The sequence below is a fragment of the Zhongshania sp. genome, from assembly GCF_029212375.1.
Lineage (GTDB): Bacteria > Pseudomonadota > Gammaproteobacteria > Pseudomonadales > Spongiibacteraceae > Spongiibacter.
Window position 1 is genome coordinate 187,260 of the sequence record NZ_JARGNU010000006.1, and the last position, 24,881, is coordinate 212,140.

The following is a 24,881-nucleotide window of genomic DNA, read 5'->3' on the forward strand; positions in this document are numbered from 1 at the left end:
GGCAATCATTCGCGAGTGATGGCGCTTTAGCTCGGCGCCTGCGCTAATACCGCGGCAATCACGGCTACATCGACGATGTCTGCTGCGCTACAGCCCCGCGACAAGTCCATCCATGGCTTGGCCAAGCCCTGTAATAGTGGGCCGAGCGCCTTGGCGCCGCCGATGCGTTCGGTGATCTTATAGGCGATGTTACCGGCATCCAAACTTGGAAACACAAACACATTGGCGTGTCCGGCTACGCTGGATTCCGGGGCTTTGCGTTGGCCAATGGCTGGGACAAAAGCGGCGTCAAATTGCAATTCGCCGTCAATATCTAAGCTGGGCGCGCGGTTTTTGGCGAGGTCTAGTGCTGCTGTAACATGATCTACGCAGGGGTGGCTGGCAGAACCTTTAGTTGAGAACGACAGCATTGCCACCTTGGGTGTTTCGGCAGTGAGGCGTTGATGGCTCGCGGCGCTGGCAATGGCAATTTCGGCCAGCTCGTTGCTGTCTGGGCTGGGGATTACGCCGCAGTCGGCATAGGTCAGTACTCGGCCGTCGCTTAGTTCCATTAAGAAGAAGCTCGATACCAGCTTGGCGTCGGCGTGTAAGCCCAAACCTTGAATACCCGCTCTTAGCACGTCGGCGGTGGTGGCAGTGGAGCCGGCGACGCCCGCGTCGGCGTAGCCAATTTTTATGAGCACGGCGGCGAGCAACACGGGGCTTTTTAATGCCTCACTGGCTTTTTCTGGGGTCATGCCTTTGCTGGCGCGGGCCGCAGTAAAGGCGTTCACCGCTTGCTGGCGCCAGTGATCGGCGTCGGCTTCTTGATCAAAAATAATAACGCCGGCAGGCGCTGGGCTAGCGTCCGGCGCGCTGATGAGTATCGGCGTTACCAGCCCTTGCGCGGCAAGACTGGCGGCGGCGTCGATAACCCGCGGGTCGTAGTGTTCTGGCAAAATTACGCGTTGAGTTTGGCTTTTGGCTTGCTGATGCAAGGCGCTGAGAATTCCGCTCATAGTAGTCACTTATAAGGCTGGTCAGATGGATTTTACGCTGTGGGGGCGCTTTTTGATGGTACGGGGGGATAATACTATTTAGCTTAATGAGTGTCGCTAAGCTAAATAGTATTCAGGCCGGTAAACCGGCCTGAATAAGGAAATGTCGATGGCTTTGCTGCTCGCTAATTAATTGTTACAAGCAGCAAAGCGCACGGCCCTTAGGCCAGCAGCTCATCGGGAATATCCATTTCCATGTGGAGCATGGCAAGGCTGTGAACCTTACCCTGAGCATCCATAATCAAGGTCTCAGTGCCGCCACCGCCAAGTGAATCTTCTAGAATGAAGTTCAATACTTGCAGGTTAGGCAGCTCGTAACGTTTCACGTCACCAAAGCAGATTTCCTTGAAGTGCTCTTTAACCACTGCAGTGGTCAGGTTCTCGCGCAGGAACTCATACAGCGCGGGGGTGCGGGCTTTAACGCCAACATTAGAACCGTCACCTTTGTCGCCGGAGCGGGCAATTGCTACATCAAATAATTGAACACGGGCCATCTTACACTTCCTCCACGAGCACGCGGGTGCTGACTTTAGTTTTGTCGATCAGCGCGGGCCAGTAACCCACGATCTCGGTTGGGCGCGGACGACCAGCGGCAAAGCCGGTGACGCCAACAGGGCCGCTTGTGATCAGCGGGGCCAGCTCGCGAGCCAAGATGTTGAGCAGGTTTTTGTCGTGGCTCTTAGCGCCAACGCGCAGCATCACTTCGCTGGGCGGCTGATCTTGTTTAACAATGCCTTTGTAGCAAACATTGGTGCCGAACAGCTCAATAAAGCGGTCTTCTTCGGGGATTGGCTTGCCGTACATGCCAACCCGCTCAAACAGAATCTCGGCGCCAAGATTGGCTTTCTCAATCGCATCGGGACCGGTGTAGGTCAGCTGGCCAACGATTTTGTAACCATCTTCGTATGACATTGACACTTTATAGGTCGGGGTCGGTGCTGAGCCTTTCACGCCGCTAACGCGAACTCGGTTTTCGCCATCTTGCTCGAGTTTGATGGTGGTGAAGTCAGAGGTGCAGTCAGGCCCTAAATAGTTAACTGGGTCGCCCAGCTCGTACATCAGCTGTGAGGTTACAGTGTCGATATTCACCAAACCGCCTGTGCCTTCGTGCTTGGTTACCACAAAGGTGCCGTCGGCCTTGGCTTCAACAACGGGGTAGCCGATGCGCGCGAAGTTAGGCACATTGCGCCAGTCGTTATAGTTACCGCCTGTGCACTGAGCGCCACACTCTAGAATATGACCCATAACGGTGCCCGCAGCCAGCTTGTCGAAATCGTCCATTGACCAGCCAAATTCATAAATCAGTGGCGCCACGACCAGTGATGGATCGGTGGAGCGGCCAGTTACAACAATGTCTGCACCTTGGGCTAGGGCGTCAACAATCGGCTTGGCGCCGATATAGACGTTGGCGCTCGACATTTTGTCGAGGATGGTGTCTACCGCTTCGCCGTTGTCGAGGTTTTTGAATTTCTCGCCAGAAGCCATCAGTTCAGGCAGTTGGTCGAGAATATCGTCGCCTTCAACAATACCGATTTTAATGCCGGTCATGCCCAGCTCTTTAACAACCGCTTGAATCGCTTCAAGACAGCCTTTGGGGTTAACACCGCCAGCATTGGCAATGACTTTAATGCCCTTCTTCTGGCAGGTTGGCAGGATCTGACGCAGCATTTCGACGAAATCAGTGGCGTAGCCAGCAGAGGGGTTACGCAGTTTTTGCTTCTGCATAATGCTCATGGTGACTTCGGCAAGATAGTCTAAGGTCAGATAGTCCAGTGGTCCTTCTTCTACCAAGCGCAGCGGGCCGAGGAGGCTGTCGCCCCAGAAGCCTTGGCCGTTGGCGATTAGGACAGTTTTGTCTTGGCTCATAATGCGTTCCTGTCGTCGTATGGGTCGGTGTTGTTGAGTTGGTATTAAATGGTTCTTTCTAAATCGTGGGCTTACTGAATCCACGCGGGTTTGCGTTTTTCTAAAAAGGCGGTGAGGCCTTCGCGGCCCTCGTCAGAGCCGCGGGTCTCGGCTATGCGCTGGCTGGTGTCGGCGATCATGGCGTCAGTGATTTCGCCGTCGGCGATATCCAATACCAAGCGCTTAGCCTCGGCAACGCCACGGGGGCCGTTGCGGAGCAGGCCTTTGGCAATGCCGGCAATGCAGTTGTCGAGCTCATCGCTGGCCACAACTTCGGCAACGAGGCCTAATTCCAAGGCTTTATTGGCAGTGATTAATTCGGCGGTGGTGAAGTAGCGGCGTGAGGCGCGCTGGCCAATGGCCCGCACTACATAGGGGCCGATGGTGGCGGGAATCATGCCAACCTTAACTTCGCTGAGGCAAAATGCCGCTTCTGGCGAGGCAATGGCCATGTCGCAGCAGGCCACTAGACCAACGCCGCCGCCATAAGCGGGGCCTTGTACCCGCGCTATGGTGAGCTTGGGCAGGTAGTTAAGGGTGCGGAGCATCTCGGCCAATAATTGCGAATCACGGAGATTTTCTTCAAAGGTGTAAGTCGCCATGCGACGCATCCAATTGAGGTCGCCACCGGCGCAAAAACTCTTGCCTGTTGAGGCGAGCACAACAAGGCGAACAGCGGGGTCGTCACCGGCTTTTTTAAAGGCGGCGGTGAGTGTGGCGACGACGGTATCGTCAAAGGCATTGTGAATGTCGGGGCGATTCAGGGTGATCGTCGCTATTCCGTTGGCGCTGAGTTGGTACTGAATGGTCTGGTCGCCCATGCCGAATTCCTTGTTGAAAAAGCTCAGTTCGCGGAGCTTGATACTGAGACTCGAATTTACTGATTTCAGTGAGCATACCATAAGCCTGATATAAATTACTATTGAGTAGTGCTCAACAGTGCTTTTGGTGATGCCCTCGGCAATATTGCGTGGCTTAGTCGCAGCGATTAAGCGAATTTATGGCTATTCAAGGGGACTTGATACTGTGTAAATTACGGCTGACGTCTAAACCATGACTTTTAGGAACGCTAAAAATAATGAATGCCTTCGATTTAACTACCTCTCTTTTCGCCAGTAGTGCGCGTGGCTGGCGGGGAACAGCGGCCTTTGGTCGAAACAACAGCCAGCCTGAGCAGCTGTTGGAGCTCTACGATATTGAAGCCTGCCCATATTGTCGCTTGGTGCGCGAAGTGCTTTGCGAGCTGGATCTCGACGTGATGATTTACCCTTGTCCTAAGGGTGGCATGCGCTTTAGGCCAGCAGCGCTGGATATTAGCGGCATCAGCCAGTTTCCATTGTTGGTTGATCCCAATACCGGCGATCAAATACTAGAATCGAGCGCCATTATTGCTCACTTGTATAAGCAGTACGGCGGTGGTCGCCAACAGGCGCCAAGCGGTTTGAAGCGCCAGTTGGCGGTGAGCAGTTCCACGCTGGCGACGGTGAGCCGTTCGATTGGTCGCGCTCGGGGCATGAATGCGAAAAGTTCGGTGGCACCGGTAGCGCCATTAGAGCTGTATAGCTTTGAATCCAGCCCCTATGCGCGGCCAGTGCGGGAGCTACTGTGCGAATTGGAGATCCCCTACCGGCTGCGTAATTTCGGTAAATCCCGCTGGGAGGAAATGGGGCCGCCAGTGGTGCGCGCTAAATTTTTCCCAGAGGCGCCCATCACGAGCGCAAATCGGATTCGGCTTAATGAGCTCACGGGGCGTTCCCAAGTACCGTATTTGGTAGACCCGAATACCGAGGTGGCGATGTTTGAGTCGGCAGATATATTGGCGTATTTAAAAATGATCTACGGCGATTGAGATGCTCTTGGGCGCGGGCGGCGAATGCCGCTACGCTGCAGCACTGGCAGCGCCTTGCTAAGAAAAGCGTCAATGGCGACACAATCCTTGAATATCGCGGCAAAATGGCGATAATTGGGCGCAAAAGACGGTTTGAATATGTCGGTCCCTGCAATTTGATTTCCCTTTCCCGCGGTATTGTCGCCACATACAGGCTCGATACCCTAAGGCAGTTATGAATCCGGTTTCTATAAAAAGCTCGCGTTTACAGGGTGTTTTGGGTGAATTGGTCGCGGCAGACACTGAGCTCCCCCACAAAAACTTTGCGGAAAAATTGGGTCAGTTAATCGACCTGTCGGGCTCTATCGCCTTGTCTGAGTCGCTGCGCGGCCTGAAAAAATTGGTGTTTACACCCGCTGCCGCCAATGTCGCTGAACTTAAGAATACATTTTTACAGACCAGAGCCGAGATGCTGGCTTTTATTCTTAATAGCTTTATTACCGAAACCGGTGAGGGGCAGGGTAGTGGGGCACCGTTTATACTGCCCCAGCCTAGCGCCGAAACGCTTGTTGAACCTGAGCAGGGCTTTCAAACCTATCAGCGCTTTTATAATTTGCATCAAAGCCAGCTCGATCACCGTGTTTTGGTGTTGCGCCGGCAATTACAAGATGCGCTTGCCGGACAGTCGCCACAACTCGCCCAACTTGCGGCTTTGGACCGCAGTTTGGAAGATAAACTAGGCGATTATAATCGCCGCGTACTGGCCAGTATTCCGCGCTTATTGGCGCAGCGCTTTTATTTTTTAAGTCAGCAATACAAAGCGGTACAAGATGCCCAGCGCAGCGCATCAGAAGATGCCGGCTTCAAGCTGGAGCTAGAGCCCGAGCTGATGAGCGATAGTCCCGCGCTCTGGTTGCAAAAAGGCGCTTGGCTAGACAATTTTTTTACAGAAATGCAGGGCTTGTTATTGGCAGAGCTGGAGTTACGGTTGATGCCAGTGATGGGTTTGATGGAAGCCCTTGAAGTAGAGGTAGCAACACAGTCATGACGAGAATCCTGTCGGTAGTCGCTTTTGTTATAGGCGCTGTAGTAGTTTTGTGGATGGCCTTGGCCTTTGTCGGCAGCAATTGGCTGGCGCTGGGTGTGAGCGTATTAATAGCCTTGGCCTTTACTGCCGGTTTTGCGGAGCTTATTCGCTACCAGCAAGCCAGTCTTGGTCTCAGCGCGGCGCTGCCAAAAAACGCGGATGTCGTAGACGATTTAGAAGCGTGGTTGGCGGGTGTGCCGCAGGGGCTTCGCAATGCCGTTGGTCAACGCATTCAAAGTGAGTATGTGGGCTTGCCGGCGCCAGTGTTAAGTCCCTACCTGATTGGCCTATTGGTGATGCTCGGTTTATTGGGCACCTTTATTGGTATGGTCACTACCCTGCAAGGTGCGGTTACGGCACTGGAAGGCAGCACCGAACTTGAGGCGGTGCGCGCTGGTTTAGCGGCGCCCATCAAGGGTTTGGGGATGGCTTTTGCGACGTCGGTGGCGGGTGTGACGGCGTCGGCGATGCTGGGCTTTATTTCTACCCTAAGTCGGCGTCAGCGCTTGCAGGTATCTCGTCAACTCGACGGCCAGCTGCGCGGGGCGTTTAAAAACTTCTCTTTAAGTTATCAGCGCGAGCAAAGCTACAAGGCTATGCAGCAGCAGGCGGCGGCCCTGCCTGATGTGGCGCAGCAACTCGCGACATTGGCAGATCGATTAGCGCAAATGAGTGATGATTTAGGCGGCAAGCTCATTTCTGGTCAGGAGCGGTTCCATGTTGCGGCGCAAGCCCAGTATCGCGAGTTGGCAAACTCGGTTGATGCTTCTTTGAAAAGCAGTTTGGCTGACAGCGGTCGGCTGGTGGGTGAAAGTGTTGGGCCGGTGGTACAAGGCTTTGCGCAGGACGTTAGCCAAGCGCTGCAGAGCAGTCAGCAGCAGATCAGCGTCGCTGTGCAAGAACACCTCGCCGCCTTGAGTACCCGGTTTGCTAATACCACTGAGGAGTTCAGCCAAGGCTGGCAGCAGGGCATGCAAGCCCAGCAGCGCGGCAGTGAAACCTTGCTTGCACAGGTGGATGATGGCCTAAAAGCCTTTAATAGCGAATTTGCGGCGGCGAGCCATTCGCTGCTCGACACCTTTAGTCGCGTGAGTGACGACAGCTTGGCTCGCCAAGATGCGGCAGAACTGGCGCGCTTGGCTAATTGGTCTGCTGTGTTTGAGCGCAGTGCTAGCTTGCTGAGTGATAGTGCTGCGCAATTGACGGCCAATGCCCACGCGGGCAGTCAAGAGATTGCCGCCGAGTTTCAGCAATTGCTGCACAGCTCTGAGCAGCTGGTGCAGGCGCGGATAAGCAGCGAGGAGAAGTGGCTGAGCGACTACCAGCAGCGCATGGCCGAATTGGCGAGCACTGTGCAAACCGAGTTGAGTAGCCTGCGAGAGATTGAAGAGCGTCGCGGTGAAGCGGCGGTGGAGCGTTTGGCGGAATTGCAGGGCGCTGTTGGCGAGCACTTGGCTACATTGGCCAATGCGCTGGAAGAGCCCATGGGCAGATTGATAGCGTCTGCTTCGGAAACACCGCGTATTGCCGCAGAGCTGATGGCGAAATTGCGGGCGGAAATGACCGAAAATATTGCGCGGGACAATAGCTTGCTCGGCGAGCGTCGCGAGTTAATGACCCAGCTCAATAGTTTGGCGGATTCGCTGCAGCAGTCAGCCGCTGGCCAGCGCGAGGCAGTGGAAAGTATTCTGCAAAACTCCGCGGGCCTGCTTGAGTCTATTGGCAGCCAATTTAGCGACAAGGTGAGCGATGAAAGCACCAAGCTCGCCGATATTGTTAGCCATTTTGAGGTGAGCAGTGCCGAGCTGGCCAGCATGGGCGAAGCCTTTACCAGTGCGGTTAGTTTGTTTAGCGAATCGAATGCCAGCCTCATTAAGACCATGGCCTCGATTGAAACGGCACTGGGTAATAGCACCGCGCGCAGCGACGAGCAAATGGCATATTACGTTGCCCAGGCACGAGAAATTATCGATCACAATATGCTGTCCCAACAAGACATTATCAGTCAGCTGCAGCAGCTTAGTGGCAGGGCCGTTGCTCAGGCGGAGGCCCGCGGGTGAGTCTTTCGGGTATGGGTGGCGGATTAGATGAAGGCCTAGATCAAGAACCGCCAATCTGGGCGATTTTTGGCGACTTGATGACCGGCCTAGTCGGTGTGTTTGTTTTGCTGCTGGTGTGGAGCTTGGGATTTCAGTTGGAGTTATCCCAAACCCTAAAGCGTGAAACCCAGTTGCGCGAAGTGGCCGAGCAGCGTCGCCAAGCTTTGGAAGCGGCACTTGCCGAGCCCTTGGCCAGTGGTCGGGTAACCCTGCGCGATGGTCGTATTGGCATCAGTGGCAGTGTACTGTTCTCGCTCAATTCAGCAGAATTACAGCCCGAGGGGCGCGCGCTATTACATAGCTTGCGGGCGCCGTTACAGGTGTATCTAATTGATAGTGATCAATTACTTATGGTCAGCGGTTTTACCGACGACCTGCCTATTCAACAGGGCAATTTACACTTCTCCGACAACTGGGAGTTGTCGGCTCAGCGCGCGCTAACTGTAACCCGAGCCTTGATTGACGAGGGCATGCCGCCAAATCGCGTATTTGCTGCGGCCTTTGGCGCGCAGCAACCGGTGGCAGCAAATACCGACAGCGATAGTCGCTCCCAAAATCGTCGCGTTGAAATGGCGCCGGTGCCGATGGTGAAGCGGGCGGCATCGACCGAAGCTACGTCAGCAGCTGCACTATGACGAATTTGGCGCTGCTGGAGAAAATTGCCGCGTTGCGAGCGGCGGGAGACGACAGCTTCGATCCAGTGCGTTTTCGCTATATTGAAGCGCTGGCGATCCGTGCTCAGCAGGCTAGCGAACCGTTAAATGAACAGCTCACAGCGAAAAGTCACCAAGCCTTAACCGACTATCGTAATGCCCGTGCGGCGGCGCAGGATTTGTCTGCCGCGTCTGATTCCGCTCAGGTGCAGCCGAGCGCAGGGTGTCAGAGTGCGACCGTAAAGGCCTTGGCCGAGTTGCGCCAAGTATTAGATCTAACTCAGCCCCAGTCCGTAGCTGGCGCCCTAAGTTTAGAGCAGGAGATGCAGGCGCAGGAGAGTACGCTACTGCAATCGGAAATGTACGCCGCTAGCCCCAAGCCGAGCCCAAGCCCAAGCCAGGGCACAGAACCAGAAACCAGCGCCGGCCCGCTTAAATCACTAAAGGCCAGTCAAACCATGCGGGTGCATCAGCAGCGCCGCGCCGTCGAAAAACGGGTGGAGCTTGCGATTGCCGAAGGCCCTGAAAGTCCCGGCCCGCTCAATCCTCAAATGCTGGCCATCAAGGCGCTGACCATGATGCGCGAATTGTCACCGCAGTATTTAAATCGCTACGTGAGCTATCTCGACACGTTGTTTTGGGTAGAACAATTAGATACTGCTGCCAATACCAAAGCCGATAAGAAAAACAGTCGGGTCGGTGGGCGTAGTAAGCCCAAGAAAAAGCCGCGCTAAACCCCTTTTAAGGGTAATAGGCTGCAGGGATTGAGGTATTGTTCGGCGCTACTTTTTTATACTCATTTCAGTGTATCGTGAGTATGTTTGCAATATTGATTGTCCCAAGCATACGTTTAGTTCGTACTGGCGACCTTGGGAGTAACAATATGCACATAGAAACAATGCAGGAAATGGTGGAGTGGTCGGCGGCCTACCATCAATCCTTCGCGGGCTATTTGCAAGATAGTATGGCGAGTAGTAGTGATGAGCGCGCAAAAATGCTCAGCGATTATATTGCCGATCACGAGCGCAGTTTAGCCAAAACCCTCTATGCGTTTAAGCCCACCCACAGCGATGGCGCGCTTGGTACTTGGTGTGCGGAATTTTTAAATGACAAGCCCTTACCCAATACCGAAAAAACGGATGTGCGTTGGTCAAAAATGTCGGCAGATGAAATGTTCGCCGAGGTAAGTGCTGTCCATGCTCAGCTAATTGATCTCTACCGCTTTTTGCTGAGCCGCTGCATGGCCACGCCCGCTGCCGAAATGCTGCAACAGCTTATTGATGTTGAAGAGCAAGAAATTAAACTTATGGCGCAGTCGGCTAATCGCTTGCACGAAATGTAAGCGCGCCACGGATTTCATTATTGTTACTTTTAGCGCTTGCTTAAAATCACCGTTGTCTTTTATGATCGACTATCAAATTTATTTGCGATTATTTTTATGAAACTCACTTTTGCCGCTTTGTTAAACCTCTGCTTACGCAATGCCATTGTGCGTTGGGCGAGCTGGTGGGCGGCGGAAAGATGATGCATTAAGATTTAAAAGCAACATTTCTCAAAGGCCGCAGACATTCACTCTGCGGCCTTTGTCGTTATAGGCCCAGAGAAAGTTAACGGCAAGTAGTCAAGGACACGACCATGCTTGTGCGTATTACGTATTTATTGGTAATTGTTATTTGGGCCACCACGCCGTTAGCAATTAAATTTAGCGGTGATTCACTTGCGCCTATTGCCGGCCTGAGCTTGCGAATTGCGCTGGCATTTACCCTGGGCAGTCTTATTTGCACCGTGGGCGGTTATGCTGGCTTAGCGATTCGTCGCCACTGGAAATTATACGCAGCGGCGTCGATTAGCTTATTCCCCAATATGGCCTTGGTGTATTTGGCGGCGCAGACTATTTCCTCGGGGCTGGTGGCCTTGTTGTTTGGTCTTAGCCCGCTTTTTACTGCGGTCTTGGCACGGCCCATACTCGGCGAAAACTTACTGCAGCCGCGCAAAATATTTGCCATTGCAATAGCCTTGGCCGGCTTGGCGTGTATTGTGTTTGATAGTGCAACCTTAGGTGAAGATGGCTATGTGGGCGTGGTATTGATGCTAGGGTCTAATGTGTTGTTTTCGGGCAGTGCCCTATGGGTAAAAAAATTGAATGCGCAAATGGCTGTTGAGCCAACCGAGCAAGCCTTGGGCGCGATGGCGTTTGCCCTGCCCGGCTTGTTATTGAGCTGGGTGTTTGGTTTTGGTCTTGAACCCTTGGTGTTCAGCGCCACTTCCATTGCATCATTATTGTATTTGTCGGTATTTGGTTCGTTGCTTGGTTTTGTTGCCTATTATTTTTTACTGAAAAATATGGCCGTTGAAACCGTTTCGCTAATCCCGTTTATCACCCCAGTAATGGCGATGTGTATTGGCGTGGTGGTGGCGGACGAAGTGATTAGTGCGGCCATGCTGCTCGGCGCGGGCTTAATTTTATTGGCCCTCGGTGTGCATCAGGGATTTTGGCGCAGGACGTAAGCGTTGTTGTCTGGTTTGCGGTAATTGCGGCGTATTGGAGCAGCACTTTGCGCTGAGCGCAATATATTGTGCTAGCGTGTGTAACAATGGCTTGTTTGTATCGTCATCTTTGCGTGGCGTGATATTAGGTAGCAGTCTAGCTTTGGGGTTTACACGTTTATATAAAGGAGCATTCGTTAATGTCGGAGTCTAAATCGTATACACCACCCGCAGTTTGGACGTGGGAGAAACAGAGTGGCGGTAAATTCACCAATATAAACAGGCCAGTTTCTGGCGCGACTCACGAAAAAGCACTGCCGGTTGGCGAGCATACACTCCAGCTGTATTCCCTGGCGACCCCAAACGGTGTAAAGGTTACGGTGATGCTGGAAGAATTATTGGAGCTGGGGATTAGTGATGCGGAGTACGACGCCTACACCATTAATATTAGCGATGGCGATCAGTTTGGCAGTGGCTTTGTCGCGATTAATCCCAACTCTAAAATTCCAGCTCTATTAGATCGCAGTGCCAATCCACCTATTCGAATTTTTGAGTCGGGGGCAATTCTGCTGTACTTGGCCGAAAAATTCGATGCATTTTATCCAAAGCAAGCGGCGGAGCGCGCTGCCTGTCAGTCGTGGTTAATGTGGAATATGGGCAGTGCACCCTTTTTGGGTGGTGGCTTTGGTCATTTTTACGCCTACGCGCCAGAGAAATTTCAGTACCCCATCGACCGCTACACCATGGAAGTTAAGCGTCAGCTTGATGTGCTGGATAAGCATCTTGCTAATAACACTTACCTGTGTGGCGATAACTACACCATTGCGGATATCGCCACCTATCCATGGTATGGCGCATTGGTGCAGGGCTATCTCTACGACGCGGCGGAGTTTCTTGATGTGGCCTCTTATGCACATGTGTTGCGCTGGGCAAATCAGATTGCGCTGCGCCCAGGGGTAAAGCGTGGCCGCCGAGTGAATCGGGTGTGGGGCGCGGAAGAGAGTCAAATGGCCGAGCGGCACAGTGCGCAGGATTTTGAGTGACGAGCGATGTTGGTTCGAAATTAAATCCTGTTCCGTAAGTGTCAGGCAGGATTTAATTTCGGCGCTTATAGTTTGCTAAATGCGGGTTGAATAAGCTTTGTATTGCGTGGCTGAACATTGCCGTTAGTTATTGTAAAAATGCCCAGCCTTTGTCGCCGCGCAGGCAAGCCTCATAGGCATCCGGTTCGAGGGGTTGCAATATGCCGGTGCTGGTTTCCTCGCCGCAGCGGATAACGCAGTGGTGCTCGTTAAGGCCAGCCAGCGCGATACGGTTTTGGGGGTCATTAAGATCGTATTTATCCCCTTCAACTATGTCGTCGCCGACATACTCGCCTTGGAATACCCCGTTGGGGCTACCTCCGTAGAGTCCGCATTTCATGAATGCGGTTTGCTGTCCGAGCTTACTAAAGTGCACTCGTTTTATCTCGCCGCTGTCTAGTGTGTAGTCTATTTCCGCTTCGCACATCAGCTTGGTGTTGTCCTCAAAGCGTATGCGACGCTCGGTTTTGATAACTTTACCGTAGCCGGTGCGGGCATCGCCGTAGCGATACAATACAATATTTCCCCATATGGCAAAGTCTTGAAACTGAATCCAGTTACCGCCGATCCAGCCTGCTTTGGGGGCTTTGCCGTTGGCTTGGTATTTGGGGCCGCCCACGCCGCGGCCTATTCCCCAGTGACGGTCGCGAGTGCCGCGCCCAAGGTGCCGAGGCAGTTCAATGCGCTTACCGTCAAATTCAACCCAACCTGCAACTTCGCCAAAGCTCTCGAAGCCCGAGGTTACATGGCGTTGACTGCCGGGTAGTTCACCCTTGGTCAGCGAGCTGTGGGAGGCTCGGTACATTTGCCGGTGGGTGTCGTACCAGTCTAGTTCGTAGCGTATACCCCAGTCGTTTTCTTCTAGGCTGTGGTGCCAGTGGCGCAGGCCGGAGACGATGGACGGTTTGATAGGGCCCGCGTGAATATTGCTGCGATCTTGACCAATACGGCGAAAGGCTCGCACGGAGCGCTGCACGCCTTTATGGGTAACAATCGCAAAGGCTTCCATGGTGTCGAGATTGGGGTAAATGCTACCGCCAGTGACGACGAGCAGCTCTCCTGCTTGGTCATGGAAGACGTTCCAGTGGCGCTCGAAGAAGCGTGGGTCAGTGGTGTAAGCCACCCTGACGGGGTCTGGGGTTTGGTGAATGAGATAGTCGTCGACCGGCGCCAGCGGAAATTGCTCAATGAGGAAATCGTCATTTTCAGGCATGGCGCTATTTCAACTTAATCGGTAGGCGGGTGGGGCCGCGAGTTACCATGGAGTTTATCCACGGAATATTGTTTACGTCTTCTTGCAGCTCAATGCTAGTGAAGTGCTGCAAAAGTTCCTCAAAGGCAACCTGCGCCTCAATACGTGCCAGCGGGCCGCCCATACAAAAGTGTCCGCCCTTGCCGAAGGCCATATGGGGGTTGTCTGTTCGGGTAATGTCGAGGCTGTTGGGCTTGTCAAAAATTTCTTCGTCGCGGTTGGCTGCCACGAGCATGGTGAAAACTCGCTCACCTTTAGTGAGCTGCTTGTCGCCGAGCTCTACGTCTTCGGTAACAATGCGCCCCAGAGAGAGAACTGGGCTGTCGTAGCGCAAAAACTCATCTACCGCACTCGGTACAAGGTCGTGATTATTGACTAGAAGCTTAGCTTGCTCGGGATTTTGGGCTAAGGCTAGCATCGAGTTGCTGAGGAGGTTGGCGGTGGTTTCGTGGCCTCCGTTAAGGACCATCATCATGCTGCCCACTAGCTCTTCATCGCTCATGCCTTCGCCGTTGATTTTCGATTGAATTAACTGCGACAGTATATCGCCGTTGGGCTCGCGGCGGCGGTCGGCAACAAGATTTTGAAACAGAGTGCCCATTTCTCTTGCCCCGCGTTTGGCGCGTTCATATTTGTTTTCTACGCCACGCGATGAGCCAATGAATAGCATCATGTCATCTGACCAGCCTTTCACTTCAAGCAGGCGGCTGCGATCAATACCAAACAGATCCATAATTACCATGCCCGGCAGCATGATGGCGAAGTCTTTCACAAAGTCGAAGGTTTCGCCTTTGGGCAGTTCGTTGATCAGTATGCGGGTTATGTCTCGGACGCTCTCGCGCATGGCCTCAAACACTTTGGCATTAAGCACCGTGGCCATATGGCGGCGTAGGCGAGTGTGGTCAGGTGGGTCTCTGAATACCATCCAGTGATCTAACCATTTCAATATTTCTTTGGCGGTGTCGGCGGCGCCGATGGGAATATGGTTGCGGATTGGTGCAAGGCGCTCGGCTGAATAAATGTCGCTGCTAATCAATACTTCGGTAGACAAATCGTAACTGGTCACAATCCATGCAGACATTGCCTCGCTCCAGTGCACGGGGTCTTCGGCCCGCAATCGGGCAAATATTGCATGCGGATTTCGCAGAGTGTCTGGACAGCTTGGGTCGTATATTAATTCGCTTATTATTGCTGGATTACTCATATCGGCTCCGATATTTAATATATGGCATTGGCTGCGCAAAAACCGAGGTCCTCACATTTTACACGCCGGTGTTCTTAGTCTTGCACTCGTAGTAAACGGGCAAAAATAAGTTTTAAATGTTCTTTAAGCACTTCTGTTTTATCCATGTCTTTCATAACGTGGCCCTTGAGTGCGCGCATATGGGCGAGAAGCACAATTTCATAAGCCAGTAATTTCTCATCGACGGGTTGGAATACGTCAATGAGTACACCTGCACGAATGATGTCGCCAAAGAAGGTGGCGATTATTTTTTCTTGATTTTTGTAACGTTCCTTTGCCTCTTCGGACAAGGATTGATATTCCCTGTAGGCGATAATGATTGCGGGAGCTACGTCCCAATGGCGCTCCCAGTAGACCCGTATTGCCGCTTCAAGCTTGGCTTCGATGCCGCTCTGTTTGGCGCTAACTTCTTGGATTTCTTCAAGGAGATCTAAGTTGATTTCGTCGCAAACCATCTCGAGCAAATCGCTTTTGGTTTCGATGTGACGATATAAGCCACCAACGCTCATTGATGCGCGCTTGGCGACTTCGTTAACAGAAACAGCGTCGAAGCCTTTTTCTTGAACTAATTGAACTACCACATTAGATAGGTGCTGCCGGCGCTTGATGGATCGAGCTTGGCGGGGGCGTTTGAGTCCAGAAATTTTCTCTTGGGGTGTGTCGGTCATGTGAATGAGGGTTCCTGTTACTGGCGATGCTTTTTGGTATTCAGAATGAGCCGTTGCTCGCTTTATGTGATAACTATCTCAGAATTAGTGGGGTCAGTCAAGATGAGTGTTTTGAAGGTTTTGCTGGAATACGCGGCTATATAAGCAGATTTGTAAAATGTATTGGCTTTCTTGACAAGCTTTGCTTGGTGGCGTAATAATTGGCGAATGATCACTCGCTTTAGCGAAAAATAATAAAGAACGGAGGCTGGAATGTCGGTAGTACCCTTATACGAGCATGACCACTTGTGTGCACACGTGATATCAAAAAATGCGGCGCTGTATAAAAACCGCACTGCTGTCGTATGTGGGGAAGATCGGCTCACGTGGCAGGAGTTGGACCTTAAAACGAATCGTGTGGCCAATGCCCTGCTCGGTCTGGGGCTCACCAAGGGCGATAAAGTATGCACGTTTATGCCCAATTCAATGGCCGCATTTTTACTATTTTGGGGGGCGATAAAAGCGGGCTGTGTAATCGTGCCTCTTAATGTGATGCTAGATGCGCCCACTTTGGCTCGTCTTACTGTGGCGTCGGATGGTGTAATATTTTTCGCGTCGCCGGAAACCATGGCCACCGTGATGGACGCGCGCTCGCAGATTCCGTCTATTGCCGAAAATCGTTACTACCTTAGTGGCGGCGCGCAGCTTGGCTGGCAGAATCTGGAGGCGTTTATTGCTGCAGCGAGTGATGATCCGCCGGCTGTGTCGTTGAATTCCGAAGACACCATGACGGTAATCTATACGTCGGGAACAACCGGCACGCCAAAAGGAATAGAGCACAGTCATTTTGCTCGTCTTAACTATTGCTATGGTTTTGGTGCTGGGCTTGGCATCAACCGCTATTCGGTGGCGGTGTGCGCTACGCCGATTTATGCCTCTGGAACTTGGATCACGATGCTGCCTACTATGTATTACGGCGGCAAGGTAGTGTTGCTACCAAAGTTTTCGCCAGAGGCATTTTTGAGTGCGGTGGCTGAAGAGGGGGGAACGCATACCTTCATGGTGCCAACTCAGTACATCGCCATTTTGCAGGCCCCACTAGATGATCGTTCCAGTGAAAGCCTGCAAGTGATGGTTAGCGCCGGCCAATTATTGAGTCCGGTCACCCGCCAGGCCTTGGCCGCGAAATTCGCGAAATCGGCGCTGTACGAAGTGTATGGCATGACCGAAGGCTTCTTTACTATTGCTATCCCTAAAGATCGTGAAAGCGGCAAAGACAATACCGTGGGTAAACCTGGTTTCCTCGAAGATATTCGAATTGTCGGCGACCACGACAAAGAGTTGGCGGTTGGTGAAATTGGCGAAATTGTGGCCTATGGCGCGGGCATGATGAAGGGCTATTACAACCGACCTGACCTTACTAGCGAGACGGTCTGGCTAGCGCCAGGCGGGCGCACTTATTTGCGCAGCGGCGATCTGGGGCATGTCGATGAAGACGGCTTTCTTTACGTTAATGGCCGTAAAAAAGACATGATTAAATCGGGTGGCATTAATATTTTTGCCGTCGATATTGAGGATGAAGTCATGAAACATCCCGCGGTAAGTGAGGTGGCGGTGATTGGCCGTAATGACCCTAAATGGGGAGAAACCCCTATCGGTATTGTAATTTTAAAGGACGCAAATGCAGTTGCTTCAGATGAGCTGAAAGCGTGGGTTAATCAGCGGGTGGCGAAATATCAACGCTTAACAGATTTGATTTTTGTAGAGGATTTTCCCCGTGCAACTTACGGGAAAATACAAAAAGAAGCGCTTAGAAAAACCTATTCTGGTGAGCCCATTGCTTGAGTGGATAGCCTAGAAATTTCGGTCTAGAAAATTTAATTATTGATAATAAAAAGAGCCAAGCAGGTAGTGAAAGCCTGGCGTTTGCGTGAGAAGGGCTCGATAGAAGCCCTCCCGCAGGAGCCGAAAATTTGGTGCTGATAAATATAAAAAGGTGATCTATGGAGCGGAAATATCGAGTGGCTGGGGTCTTGTTCGCAAGCTTTGGCCTGTCCTATGCGGGCGGTGTGCTTGCCCAGTCGGAAGAGGGTGGAGGTAGCAAGCGAGCGAGCAGCAGAATGCTTGAAGAGGTTGTTGTAGTCGCTCAGCGGCGCGAGCAGTCTATTAACGATGTGCCTATTGCGGTGTCGGCCTTGAGTGGCGAGAAAATGAAGAGCCTCGGGATTGTTAATCCCAAGGATCTCAATACCGTTGTGCCAGGTTTTACGTCGTCTGACGGTGGTTATGGCACTCCGGTTTACACCCTCCGTGGGGTGGGGTTTAACGACAATAGCCATTTTGCGACGCCGGCGGTAGCGGTTTACCTAAATGAAATTAATATGCCTTACTCCATTATGAGTAAGGGACCAAATTTCGATATGGCACGATTAGAAGTGCTCAAGGGGCCGCAGGGCACCTTGTTTGGTCGCAGCAGTACTGGCGGGGCAATAAACTTTATAGCCAATACCCCAAGTGAGGAATTCGAGGCAGGCTTTACGACCTCCTACGGACGCTTTGAAACGGTAGATGTCGAAGGCTATGTGAGTGGGCCGGTCAGCGACTCTCTGCGATATCGGGTGTCGGGGCGTACTATTCAGAGTGGCGAGGGCTGGCAACACAGTGTTACCGACGATAGCCGTACAATTGGCGAAAAGCATTTAACGGGCTTGCGCGGTATTTTTGACTTAGATGCCTCGGAAGACCTGACATTTCAGCTCATCTTAAATGGCTGGGAAGATACCAGCGATGCGCAGGCGGGACAGCCTACAACCTTCCTGCCGAATAACCCGTTTGCTAACGACGGTTTTATACCTGGTTCGACGGCGGCCTTGTCGTCGGAAAAAGTGCGCAACTATCCGTTTATCCCAAATACAGAAGATCCTCAGGCGGCGGAGTGGTGTAAAGGTGACCCGAGCTGTACAGATATCAACGGTGACCCCTTAGACTTTACCGTTAACGACTCGCTTATGCAGGCGGCATTAAAGTCTAAGTGGATACTTGGCGAACGCATGGAAGCCAATTTTCTTGCCTCTATAACGAAGTATGAGTCAGATGACTCTCAGTTTCCGACTGGCGCCCAGCCGGAAAAACATTCCGAGCTGCAGGTCACAATGGAGATGACGGTCATTGATCTTGAGGCGAGGCTCAGCGGTAATAGCGAGAGCGAAGACGTGCATTGGTTGTTGGGTTTTCACACCACGCCCAAGGATAGCGCGGAACAATTGCTGATGATTAATTATGGCGAATCTGCCAGCGTACTCTTCCCCGTAAATCTCCCGTTAATTGGTGATCTGGGCATATCTGCATTCGGACAGTATTTTCCCTCGCCAGGCGAAACGGAATACACCTCGATGGCACCGTATTTTAATATGGATTGGCAGTTCTCTGAAGAGTTTAAGGTAACCGTTGGCGCGCGATACACCGAGGAGGAGCGCGAGTATTCTGGTTGCTCTGAGGCCGAGGCGGGCAATCCGATCTTCTTGGTTTTTGAAGCCTACGCTCGATTGCGCAACCCGCTCACCACTCAGGGTGCGCCGATTCTTGAGGGTGGGTGTTTGACTGTGTCGCCAGAGGGGAATATTGGTCGTCATGAAGAAACCTTGAAAGAAGATAGTTTTTCTTATCGAGTGGTGCTGGACTGGGCGCCAAATGACGACTGGTTGTTTTATCTTTCTCAGAGCCGTGGCTTTAAATCTGGTAGCTTCCCTATCAATTCTGCGTCTGACACTCGCCAGCTTGCCGGTGTTAGGCAGGAGCAGGTTGACGCTTCTGAGATAGGCGCCAAAATGGATTTTCTGGATGGCACTTTTCATGTAAATACCGCCGCATTTTATTATGCCTATATAGATAAGCAGCTGCTGTCTCGCTACGACGATCCTGTGTTTGGGCCCCTCCCTGCACTAGCGAATGCGCCTAAGTCCGCGGTTCAAGGTGTTGAAATGGACTTTAATATTATTCCCATTGACGGTTTATATCTAAGCGGTGCGATCGCTTACATTGAAACTGAAATTAAGGAATTTATTGGTTTTGATGTTGAAGGGAATCAAACTGATTTTGCCGGTAATGAATTTAATTTCTCTCCAAATTTAACCTACTCTTTGTTAGCTGATTACAGCATTCCAATTGGCGATGATTACGAAGTCGGCATTGCGATGGATTATAGCTATAAAGGTGAAACTAACTCTTCCTTGGATAATGATCCGCGATTCGCTCATAACGATTTTGCTTTTACCAATGCGCGGCTGCGATTCGGTCGCGCCGATGGTAACTGGACACTGACGGCCTGGGGTAAAAACATCACCAACGAATACGCTATTGATAGCGTTTCTCCCTCGGTGGGTGATGTTAAGTATCGCTATGCGCTGATGCCAGCGACCTATGGGCTTAGCTTTGATTATAAGTACTTTTAATAGCGAGGAATCTCGCAGCAATATTTCCTTTTGGAAATTTTTAGGAGAAGTATCATGTTAATAAGAACTGTTTTGCTGATTGTATTGGGGCTTTCTAGTGTCGGGCTTCGGGCTCAGTCTCTTACCCTTATTGCGCCGGGCTATTTTGATTCATTGGGGCTGAACGTGTTGTCAACGGCGGTATTGCTACCAGTGGGTATTGCGGGTGATGCGCCGGTGCCCGGCATTGATGTTGTTGTGGGCGGTATTACCCAGATTTTTGGCGTAGGCGGGCCGATTGAAGGCTTAGGGGTGGCTGTTCAAGGGCTAACTACGGGCGGGCCGCTCGATCAGGGGCTAGACCAAGTTTATGCGTTACTGGGTGGTGACGGAGTATTTAGTTTATTGCTAGCGCAGAGCCCGATTCCATTTCCGTTATTTGATCAGTCAGTATTGGGTGTGGTCGGCTTAGATAGTCTGTTTTCTGTGGATACGCTCACCTCACCGTTGTCTAGTTTGCCTAGCTTACCAGGCTTGCCTGGGGTCGGTATTTAGCTATTTGCCCTCGCGGCGAGGGCTATGTGGTCACTACCTTTGGGGCCTTGCGGCCCCTTTTTTTTACCCCGCAGACCAGCCGCCGTCGATTAACAAGTCTATTCCGGTAACAAATTTGGCTTCGTCGCTGGCTAAATACAGTGCGCCGTAGGCGATGTCGTTAGGTTCGCCAATTCGGCCTAGGGGCGTGGCTTCGCCAATGGCGAGGGCTTGTTCTGGGGTGATGCGGGCTAGCATCTGGGTCTGGATCTGACCGGGAAGAATGGCATTTACCCGTACATTGCTGCCCGCTAACTCAAGCGCTGCAGCCTTGGTCATGTGTCGAACTGCGGCCTTGGTGGCGTGATAGCTGATGGCGTTGGGGCTGCCCACCCAGCCGTAGAGTGAAGAAATGTTTACTATGCTCGCGCTCTCTGATTTCGCCAGCTCGGCTTGCATCGACTTCATGCCAAAAAACACGCTGCTTTGATTAACGGCAAGCATCTTGTTCCAGCCCTCTAAGCTCTCGCTGGCGAGGTTGCTGGGATGGAACATTCCCGCATTATTAACCAGTGTGGTAATGCCGCCAAAGTGGCTAATGGCGGTTTCTTTTATGGTCTGCCAATTGTCGTAGTTGCTCACGTCGAGGAAGGCGAACTCAGCGCTGCCGCCGGCATTGCGAAGTGTTTGGGCGAGCGATTTTCCCATTTCCTCGTTGATGTCAGTAATTAATACCTTTGCGCCGTGTTGGGCGAATAACGTTGCTATGGCGGCGCCAATACCGTTAGCGCCGCCGGTAACGATGGCAATTTTATTGTGTAAGCGTTGCATGATCTCTCCTTATTTTGTCTTCATATTATGATTATTTATTACGCGAGTGTTCAATCGCTTTTAACTTTAAAGGAATGATCTGTAAAAGTCGCCTGTTGGGGCCGTAATTTCTGACGAATTGTGGTGGTTTATCGCCTTTAAATAGACGCTATTCCTGCATTTTTGCTACTGGCTTGGCACTGGAATTAGTTGTTGACAGCTATCGGTGAAGTTGGTAAATTTTATTGCGAGTGATTACTCGCAATAAAGATTTCGAATCACTCGAGTCAGTGTCACACATAAAAATTAATAAGGAGGTCGGTGATGTCGTCATCAGTCAAACCCAGCGCGGCTGGTCAGCACGATGAAGCCCATTTTGATGTTCTCGTTGTGGGCGCCGGTTTTGGTGGCTTGCGCATGCTTCACGAGGCTCGGGAACTGGGTTTGTCGGTAAAAGTACTGGAGTCCGGCGGCGATGTCGGTGGCACGTGGTATTGGAATCGCTACCCTGGTGCGCGCACCGATACCGAATCTTGGGGTTACTGCTTTTTCTTTTCCAAAGTGCTCAATGAAGAGTGGAATTGGCCAGAGCGTATGCCAGGTTGGGAGCAGGTTTATCAGTACATGCGCTTTGTGGTTGATCGTCTCGATATGCGCAAAGACATTCAGTTTGAAACGCGGGTGACTGCAGCCCATTACGATGAGCGTAAAAAGCGCTGGCAAATTACTACCGCGGCGGGCGAACATTTTACGTGTAAGTATTTTTGCAGCGCGGTGGGCTGGTTTGAAGTTCCCTCCAAACCAGAATTTAAGGGTATCGATAATTTCCGCGGGGAGTGGTACCTGCCTAGCCGCTGGCCAAATGAAGCAGTTGATTTTGCCGGCAAGCGGGTTGGGATTGTCGGTTGTGGATCGACGGGTGCGCAAATACTGACGGCTGTTGCGCATTTGGCCGAGCACGTTAGCGTTTTTCAGCGCACGCCAAATTATGTTCTTCCTGGTCGCAATTACCCCGTTGATGAATTTGAAAATAGCAGTAAAAAAGCCAATTTTGAGGCAATGATTGAGCAAATTCGGAATCAGGTTTACGCCTTCCCTATGCAAGACTCCACCTTGATGTTCAACGACCTAACGCCTGCAGAGCAGCAGCAGGTTTTGGAAGCGGGTTGGGAGGCGGGTGGCTTCCGTTATATTTTCCAAACCTTTGCCGACATTCTCGTCACCAAAGAGGCTAATGAAGCTGCCTGTGAGTTTGCGCGCAATAAAATTCGCAGCATTGTGAATGATCCCGCCACTGCCGAGCTGTTGTGCCCGAATTACCCCATAGCCTTGAAGCGCCCGCCAGTGTGTAACTTCTATTACGAAAGCTTTAACCGGCCAAACGTTGAGTTGGTTGATGTGAAAACTACACCAATCAGCGAAGTTACCGCAGACGGCCTGCGTGTGGGTGAGCAGGAATACCAGTTCGATATTCTTATTTTTGCAATGGGTTACGACGCCGTGACTGGCCCGTTAATGGCCATGGATATTCGTGGCCGTAATGGTCAGCGCATTCAAGATAAATGGGCCGCTGGGCCGCGCACCAATTTTGGTATTGGCATGGATGGCTTCCCCAATATGTTCATGATCACTGGCCCGCAGACGCCCTTTGCCAATGTGCCCCCTGTTGTTGAAGCGTCAACAACGTGGATTGGTCAGGCGATTCGCTACATGCAGGCAGAAGGCTACGATGAAATAGAAGCCGATGCAGAGGCTGTTGATGCGTATTGCGGGCAAATGAAGGAGCTCGTCGATGCAACTTTAATTCGCGACGCGGCATCGCAGGGGGCATGGTTTATGGGTGCCCATATTCCAGGCAAGCCAGTAGCCGTGCTATTCCATTTTGGTGGTGCGCCCAGTTATTTCAATGCGCTTGCCGAAAATGCCGACACCGGTTTTGCCGGTTTCAAATTTTTTAGTATGGCTCAGAGCAATCAGGTCGCAACTGCTTAACAACCCTTTTTTAATTTTGCGCGAAGCTGCTGGCTATCTAGCAGCTTCGTCGTGCGGAGAGTTTCTGTGACGAAAGAATTTGAATACCCCAATTACACATCTTTGAAGCTAGATTGGCCGCTTGAGGGCGTGCTCCGGGTGACCATTGCGCGGGGCGAGATGAACTCGATGGACTACGAATTACATCATGATCTCGGTGGCATTTGGCGCTTGATTGATGCTGACGATCGAGTGAGCGCGGTCATTATTACAGGGCAGGGGCGGGCGTTCTCTGCGGGTGGTGATTTTGACATGGTGGATCAAATCATTAACGACCACGAGTTTCGTATGAAAATGTGGAAGGACGGTCGCCAGCTGGTTGAGAACATGCTGAGCTGCGGCAAGCCGGTGATCTCGGCGATTAACGGCGCGGCGGCCGGTGGTGGCCTTGCCATAGCCCTGCTGGCAGATATTTCTATTGCCGCCAAAACCGCTAAATTGGTGGATGGCCACACGGCCTTGGGTGTGGCGGCAGACGATCACGCGGTGGCGATCTGGCCATTGCTGATTGGCATGGCCAAAACCAAATATTTTCTCATGACTAATGAACCCATCACCGGCGAGCTGGCAGAACAAATGGGCATGGTTAGCCTTTGTGTTGAAAAAGATCAGCTCATGGAAACCGCATTGCGGGTGGCCGGCAAAGTAGCTAACGGCGCACCTGAGGCGATTCGTTTTACCAAACACTCACTCAATAACTGGATTCGCAGTGCATGGCCAGCGTTTGAGGCCTCACTGGCCTTCGGCATTCTCGGCTTTTGTGGGCCAGAAGCGAAAGAAGGTTTGGCGGCGCTTAGAGAAAAGCGTGCGCCTAATTTCCCTAAAAAATCTGCTGTATAAACATTTGGAAGCGCAATTATGAACAATGAAACACGAACCTATATTGTAACCGGCGCCGCTGGCGGCATTGGCGGCGCAACCGCGCGGCGGCTATTGGCAAAGGGTGCCAATGTACTTGGCGTTGATATTAGCGCTCGTCGCTTAGAAGCGCTGCAGGCGAATTGCGCAGAGCTGCCTGGCAAATTAGAAGTTTGCCGAGCAGACCTGTCCTCTGAAGAAGCGGCCCAGGGTGTGGTCGAAAAATGCTTGGCAGTATTCGGTGAGCTACACGGCATCGCCAATGTTGCTGGCGGCATGGTGGATATCGAGGCCGACTCTATGGACAGGCCGCTGGCGCAGATTGGTCTCGATTATTTCCGTCGTACTTTTGCGTTAAACGTAGACACTGCCTTTTTAATGGCGAAGCACGCCGAGCCGCATTTTGAAGCTAAGGGATACGGCAAAATAGTGAATGTAGCTTCCTTGGCTGCTTTTGCAAATCGCCACGAGCTTGGCGATACCGCCTATAACCCTGCTAAAGCGGCCGTAGTTGGCTTAACCCAAACGCTGAGTTTACTGCTCGGCCGCAAAGGTATTCGCGTTAATGCAATTGCACCGGGCTTGGTCATGAGTGACAAAGTTCAGGAAACGTTTGGTAAGGCGTATGTAGACCGCCACCTAGCAGCGACCGCCTTAGGTAAATTAGCGCGAGTGGAAGACGAGGCCGAGGCCATCGCCTTTCTTTTGGAGCCCCAGTCCGACGCCATCAGTGGCGAAGTGCTGCGCGTGGCGGCAGGGGTTAGGTAATGAGCGCTGGCGAGAATGACGCAGCAATTCAGCCGCGAATTGTCGAATGGCTCTGCGATGTAATGCCGCAAGCGTCGGCGTTCAGGCTGTAGAAAAATACCTATAGGCCAGGCCATTGCTGAATTCTTAA

General features: G+C 52.0%; 22 protein-coding genes. 14 read left to right on the plus strand and 8 right to left on the minus strand.

The features are described 5' to 3' along the window. Nucleotides 1-26: 26 nt before the first annotated feature. The 4 genes from pta to P1U47_RS08720 all read right to left on the minus strand — a co-directional run bounded on the left by pta (nt 27) and on the right by P1U47_RS08720 (nt 3,763). Nucleotides 27-998, minus strand: coding sequence for a phosphate acetyltransferase (pta, locus tag P1U47_RS08705; RefSeq protein WP_301028371.1), 972 nt, complete (start codon nt 996-998; stop codon nt 27-29). A 200-nt stretch (nt 999-1,198) separates the two neighbouring features. Next, a complete protein-coding gene (locus tag P1U47_RS08710) occupies nt 1,199-1,531 on the minus strand; it encodes a hypothetical protein (RefSeq protein ID WP_301028372.1) in 333 nt (110 codons plus the stop codon). A 1-nt stretch (nt 1,532) separates the two neighbouring features. Beyond that, on the minus strand, nt 1,533-2,903 hold the full coding sequence (locus P1U47_RS08715; RefSeq protein WP_301028373.1) for an acyclic terpene utilization AtuA family protein: 1,371 nt from the start codon (nt 2,901-2,903) through the stop codon (nt 1,533-1,535). Between the two features lie 71 nt (nt 2,904-2,974). Further along, nucleotides 2,975-3,763 (minus strand): enoyl-CoA hydratase/isomerase family protein, encoded by a 789-nt coding sequence (locus P1U47_RS08720; RefSeq protein WP_301028374.1) that lies wholly within the window; start codon nt 3,761-3,763, stop codon nt 2,975-2,977. A gap of 257 nt (nt 3,764-4,020) precedes the next feature. On the opposite strand from P1U47_RS08720, the gene P1U47_RS08725 reads away from it, so the two are divergent. From P1U47_RS08725 to yghU, 8 genes are all read left to right on the plus strand, one after another. Further along, on the plus strand, nt 4,021-4,791 hold the full coding sequence (locus P1U47_RS08725) for a glutathione S-transferase N-terminal domain-containing protein (RefSeq protein WP_301028375.1): 771 nt from the start codon (nt 4,021-4,023) through the stop codon (nt 4,789-4,791). Between the two features lie 214 nt (nt 4,792-5,005). Continuing rightward, on the plus strand, nt 5,006-5,818 hold the full coding sequence (locus tag P1U47_RS08730) for a DUF3348 family protein (RefSeq protein WP_301028376.1): 813 nt from the start codon (nt 5,006-5,008) through the stop codon (nt 5,816-5,818). Further along, nucleotides 5,815-7,917, plus strand: a complete 2,103-nt coding sequence (locus P1U47_RS08735) for a DUF802 domain-containing protein (protein WP_301028378.1) — start codon at nt 5,815-5,817, stop codon at nt 7,915-7,917. The genes P1U47_RS08730 and P1U47_RS08735 overlap by 4 nt, the downstream gene beginning before the upstream one ends. Beyond that, nucleotides 7,914-8,591 (plus strand): OmpA family protein, encoded by a 678-nt coding sequence (locus tag P1U47_RS08740; protein ID WP_301028379.1) that lies wholly within the window; start codon nt 7,914-7,916, stop codon nt 8,589-8,591. The genes P1U47_RS08735 and P1U47_RS08740 overlap by 4 nt, the downstream gene beginning before the upstream one ends. Next, on the plus strand, nt 8,588-9,343 hold the full coding sequence (locus P1U47_RS08745) for a DUF2894 domain-containing protein (RefSeq protein WP_301028381.1): 756 nt from the start codon (nt 8,588-8,590) through the stop codon (nt 9,341-9,343). Before P1U47_RS08740 ends, P1U47_RS08745 begins: the two co-directional genes overlap by 4 nt. A 149-nt stretch (nt 9,344-9,492) precedes the next feature. Further along, the gene (locus P1U47_RS08750) at nt 9,493-9,951 is read left to right on the plus strand and encodes a hypothetical protein (RefSeq protein WP_301028382.1); all 459 of its coding nucleotides are present in this window, start codon (nt 9,493-9,495) and stop codon (nt 9,949-9,951) included. 293 nt (nt 9,952-10,244) lie between these two features. Beyond that, nucleotides 10,245-11,117 carry a DMT family transporter gene (locus P1U47_RS08755; protein ID WP_301028383.1) on the plus strand — a complete coding sequence of 291 codons (873 nt, stop codon included), beginning with the start codon at nt 10,245-10,247 and terminating at the stop codon, nt 11,115-11,117. A 179-nt stretch (nt 11,118-11,296) separates the two neighbouring features. Further along, nucleotides 11,297-12,139 carry a glutathione-dependent disulfide-bond oxidoreductase gene (gene yghU / locus P1U47_RS08760; protein ID WP_301028384.1) on the plus strand — a complete coding sequence of 281 codons (843 nt, stop codon included), beginning with the start codon at nt 11,297-11,299 and terminating at the stop codon, nt 12,137-12,139. A 127-nt stretch (nt 12,140-12,266) separates the two neighbouring features. On the opposite strand, the gene P1U47_RS08765 is transcribed toward yghU, so the two are convergent. The 3 genes from P1U47_RS08765 to P1U47_RS08775 all read right to left on the minus strand — a co-directional run bounded on the left by P1U47_RS08765 (nt 12,267) and on the right by P1U47_RS08775 (nt 15,341). Continuing rightward, on the minus strand, nt 12,267-13,391 hold the full coding sequence (locus tag P1U47_RS08765; protein WP_301028385.1) for a hypothetical protein: 1,125 nt from the start codon (nt 13,389-13,391) through the stop codon (nt 12,267-12,269). Nucleotides 13,392-13,395: 4 nt separating this feature from the next. Further along, nucleotides 13,396-14,634 carry a cytochrome P450 gene (locus P1U47_RS08770; RefSeq protein ID WP_301028386.1) on the minus strand — a complete coding sequence of 413 codons (1,239 nt, stop codon included), beginning with the start codon at nt 14,632-14,634 and terminating at the stop codon, nt 13,396-13,398. A gap of 74 nt (nt 14,635-14,708) precedes the next feature. Next, nucleotides 14,709-15,341 (minus strand): TetR/AcrR family transcriptional regulator, encoded by a 633-nt coding sequence (locus P1U47_RS08775; RefSeq protein WP_301028387.1) that lies wholly within the window; start codon nt 15,339-15,341, stop codon nt 14,709-14,711. A gap of 252 nt (nt 15,342-15,593) precedes the next feature. On the opposite strand from P1U47_RS08775, the gene P1U47_RS08780 reads away from it, so the two are divergent. The 3 genes from P1U47_RS08780 to P1U47_RS08790 all read left to right on the plus strand — a co-directional run bounded on the left by P1U47_RS08780 (nt 15,594) and on the right by P1U47_RS08790 (nt 20,305). Continuing rightward, nucleotides 15,594-17,165, plus strand: coding sequence for a class I adenylate-forming enzyme family protein (locus P1U47_RS08780; RefSeq protein ID WP_301028388.1), 1,572 nt, complete (start codon nt 15,594-15,596; stop codon nt 17,163-17,165). A gap of 158 nt (nt 17,166-17,323) precedes the next feature. Beyond that, nucleotides 17,324-19,771, plus strand: a complete 2,448-nt coding sequence (locus P1U47_RS08785) for a TonB-dependent receptor (protein ID WP_301028389.1) — start codon at nt 17,324-17,326, stop codon at nt 19,769-19,771. Nucleotides 19,772-19,825: 54 nt separating this feature from the next. Further along, nucleotides 19,826-20,305, plus strand: a complete 480-nt coding sequence (locus P1U47_RS08790; protein WP_301028391.1) for a hypothetical protein — start codon at nt 19,826-19,828, stop codon at nt 20,303-20,305. Between the two features lie 63 nt (nt 20,306-20,368). Here the strand turns inward: P1U47_RS08790 and P1U47_RS08795 are convergent, their stop codons facing one another. Further along, the gene (locus tag P1U47_RS08795; RefSeq protein ID WP_301028393.1) at nt 20,369-21,115 is read right to left on the minus strand and encodes a glucose 1-dehydrogenase; all 747 of its coding nucleotides are present in this window, start codon (nt 21,113-21,115) and stop codon (nt 20,369-20,371) included. Nucleotides 21,116-21,418: 303 nt separating this feature from the next. Between P1U47_RS08795 and P1U47_RS08800 the strand changes: the two genes are divergently transcribed. From P1U47_RS08800 to P1U47_RS08810, 3 genes are all read left to right on the plus strand, one after another. Then, nucleotides 21,419-23,086 (plus strand): NAD(P)/FAD-dependent oxidoreductase, encoded by a 1,668-nt coding sequence (locus P1U47_RS08800; protein WP_301028394.1) that lies wholly within the window; start codon nt 21,419-21,421, stop codon nt 23,084-23,086. Between the two features lie 66 nt (nt 23,087-23,152). After that, nucleotides 23,153-23,965, plus strand: a complete 813-nt coding sequence (locus P1U47_RS08805; RefSeq protein WP_301028395.1) for an enoyl-CoA hydratase/isomerase family protein — start codon at nt 23,153-23,155, stop codon at nt 23,963-23,965. Nucleotides 23,966-23,983: 18 nt separating this feature from the next. After that, complete coding sequence (locus P1U47_RS08810) at nt 23,984-24,751, plus strand: SDR family oxidoreductase (protein ID WP_159240015.1); 768 nt, start codon at nt 23,984-23,986, stop codon at nt 24,749-24,751. Nucleotides 24,752-24,881: the final 130 nt, after the last annotated feature.

Excerpts from the sequence above, each read along its gene's own strand:
- P1U47_RS08715 (WP_301028373.1), bottom strand. The coding sequence starts at position 2,903 with ATGAGCCAAGACAAAACTGTCCTAATCGCCAACGGCCAAGGCTTCTGG.
- P1U47_RS08735 (WP_301028378.1), top strand. The coding sequence starts at position 5,815 with ATGACGAGAATCCTGTCGGTAGTCGCTTTTGTTATAGGCGCTGTAGTA.
- P1U47_RS08775 (WP_301028387.1), bottom strand. The coding sequence starts at position 15,341 with ATGACCGACACACCCCAAGAGAAAATTTCTGGACTCAAACGCCCCCGC.
- P1U47_RS08785 (WP_301028389.1), top strand. The coding sequence starts at position 17,324 with ATGGAGCGGAAATATCGAGTGGCTGGGGTCTTGTTCGCAAGCTTTGGC.
- P1U47_RS08730 (WP_301028376.1), top strand. The coding sequence starts at position 5,006 with ATGAATCCGGTTTCTATAAAAAGCTCGCGTTTACAGGGTGTTTTGGGT.
- P1U47_RS08750 (WP_301028382.1), top strand. The coding sequence starts at position 9,493 with ATGCACATAGAAACAATGCAGGAAATGGTGGAGTGGTCGGCGGCCTAC.
- P1U47_RS08710 (WP_301028372.1), bottom strand. The coding sequence starts at position 1,531 with ATGGCCCGTGTTCAATTATTTGATGTAGCAATTGCCCGCTCCGGCGAC.
- P1U47_RS08810 (WP_159240015.1), top strand. The coding sequence starts at position 23,984 with ATGAACAATGAAACACGAACCTATATTGTAACCGGCGCCGCTGGCGGC.
- P1U47_RS08780 (WP_301028388.1), top strand. The coding sequence starts at position 15,594 with ATGTCGGTAGTACCCTTATACGAGCATGACCACTTGTGTGCACACGTG.
- yghU (WP_301028384.1), top strand. The coding sequence starts at position 11,297 with ATGTCGGAGTCTAAATCGTATACACCACCCGCAGTTTGGACGTGGGAG.
- P1U47_RS08800 (WP_301028394.1), top strand. The coding sequence starts at position 21,419 with ATGTCGTCATCAGTCAAACCCAGCGCGGCTGGTCAGCACGATGAAGCC.
- P1U47_RS08745 (WP_301028381.1), top strand. The coding sequence starts at position 8,588 with ATGACGAATTTGGCGCTGCTGGAGAAAATTGCCGCGTTGCGAGCGGCG.
- P1U47_RS08765 (WP_301028385.1), bottom strand. The coding sequence starts at position 13,391 with ATGCCTGAAAATGACGATTTCCTCATTGAGCAATTTCCGCTGGCGCCG.
- P1U47_RS08755 (WP_301028383.1), top strand. The coding sequence starts at position 10,245 with ATGCTTGTGCGTATTACGTATTTATTGGTAATTGTTATTTGGGCCACC.
- P1U47_RS08770 (WP_301028386.1), bottom strand. The coding sequence starts at position 14,634 with ATGAGTAATCCAGCAATAATAAGCGAATTAATATACGACCCAAGCTGT.
- P1U47_RS08790 (WP_301028391.1), top strand. The coding sequence starts at position 19,826 with ATGTTAATAAGAACTGTTTTGCTGATTGTATTGGGGCTTTCTAGTGTC.
- pta (WP_301028371.1), bottom strand. The coding sequence starts at position 998 with ATGAGCGGAATTCTCAGCGCCTTGCATCAGCAAGCCAAAAGCCAAACT.
- P1U47_RS08795 (WP_301028393.1), bottom strand. The coding sequence starts at position 21,115 with ATGCAACGCTTACACAATAAAATTGCCATCGTTACCGGCGGCGCTAAC.
- P1U47_RS08725 (WP_301028375.1), top strand. The coding sequence starts at position 4,021 with ATGAATGCCTTCGATTTAACTACCTCTCTTTTCGCCAGTAGTGCGCGT.
- P1U47_RS08720 (WP_301028374.1), bottom strand. The coding sequence starts at position 3,763 with ATGGGCGACCAGACCATTCAGTACCAACTCAGCGCCAACGGAATAGCG.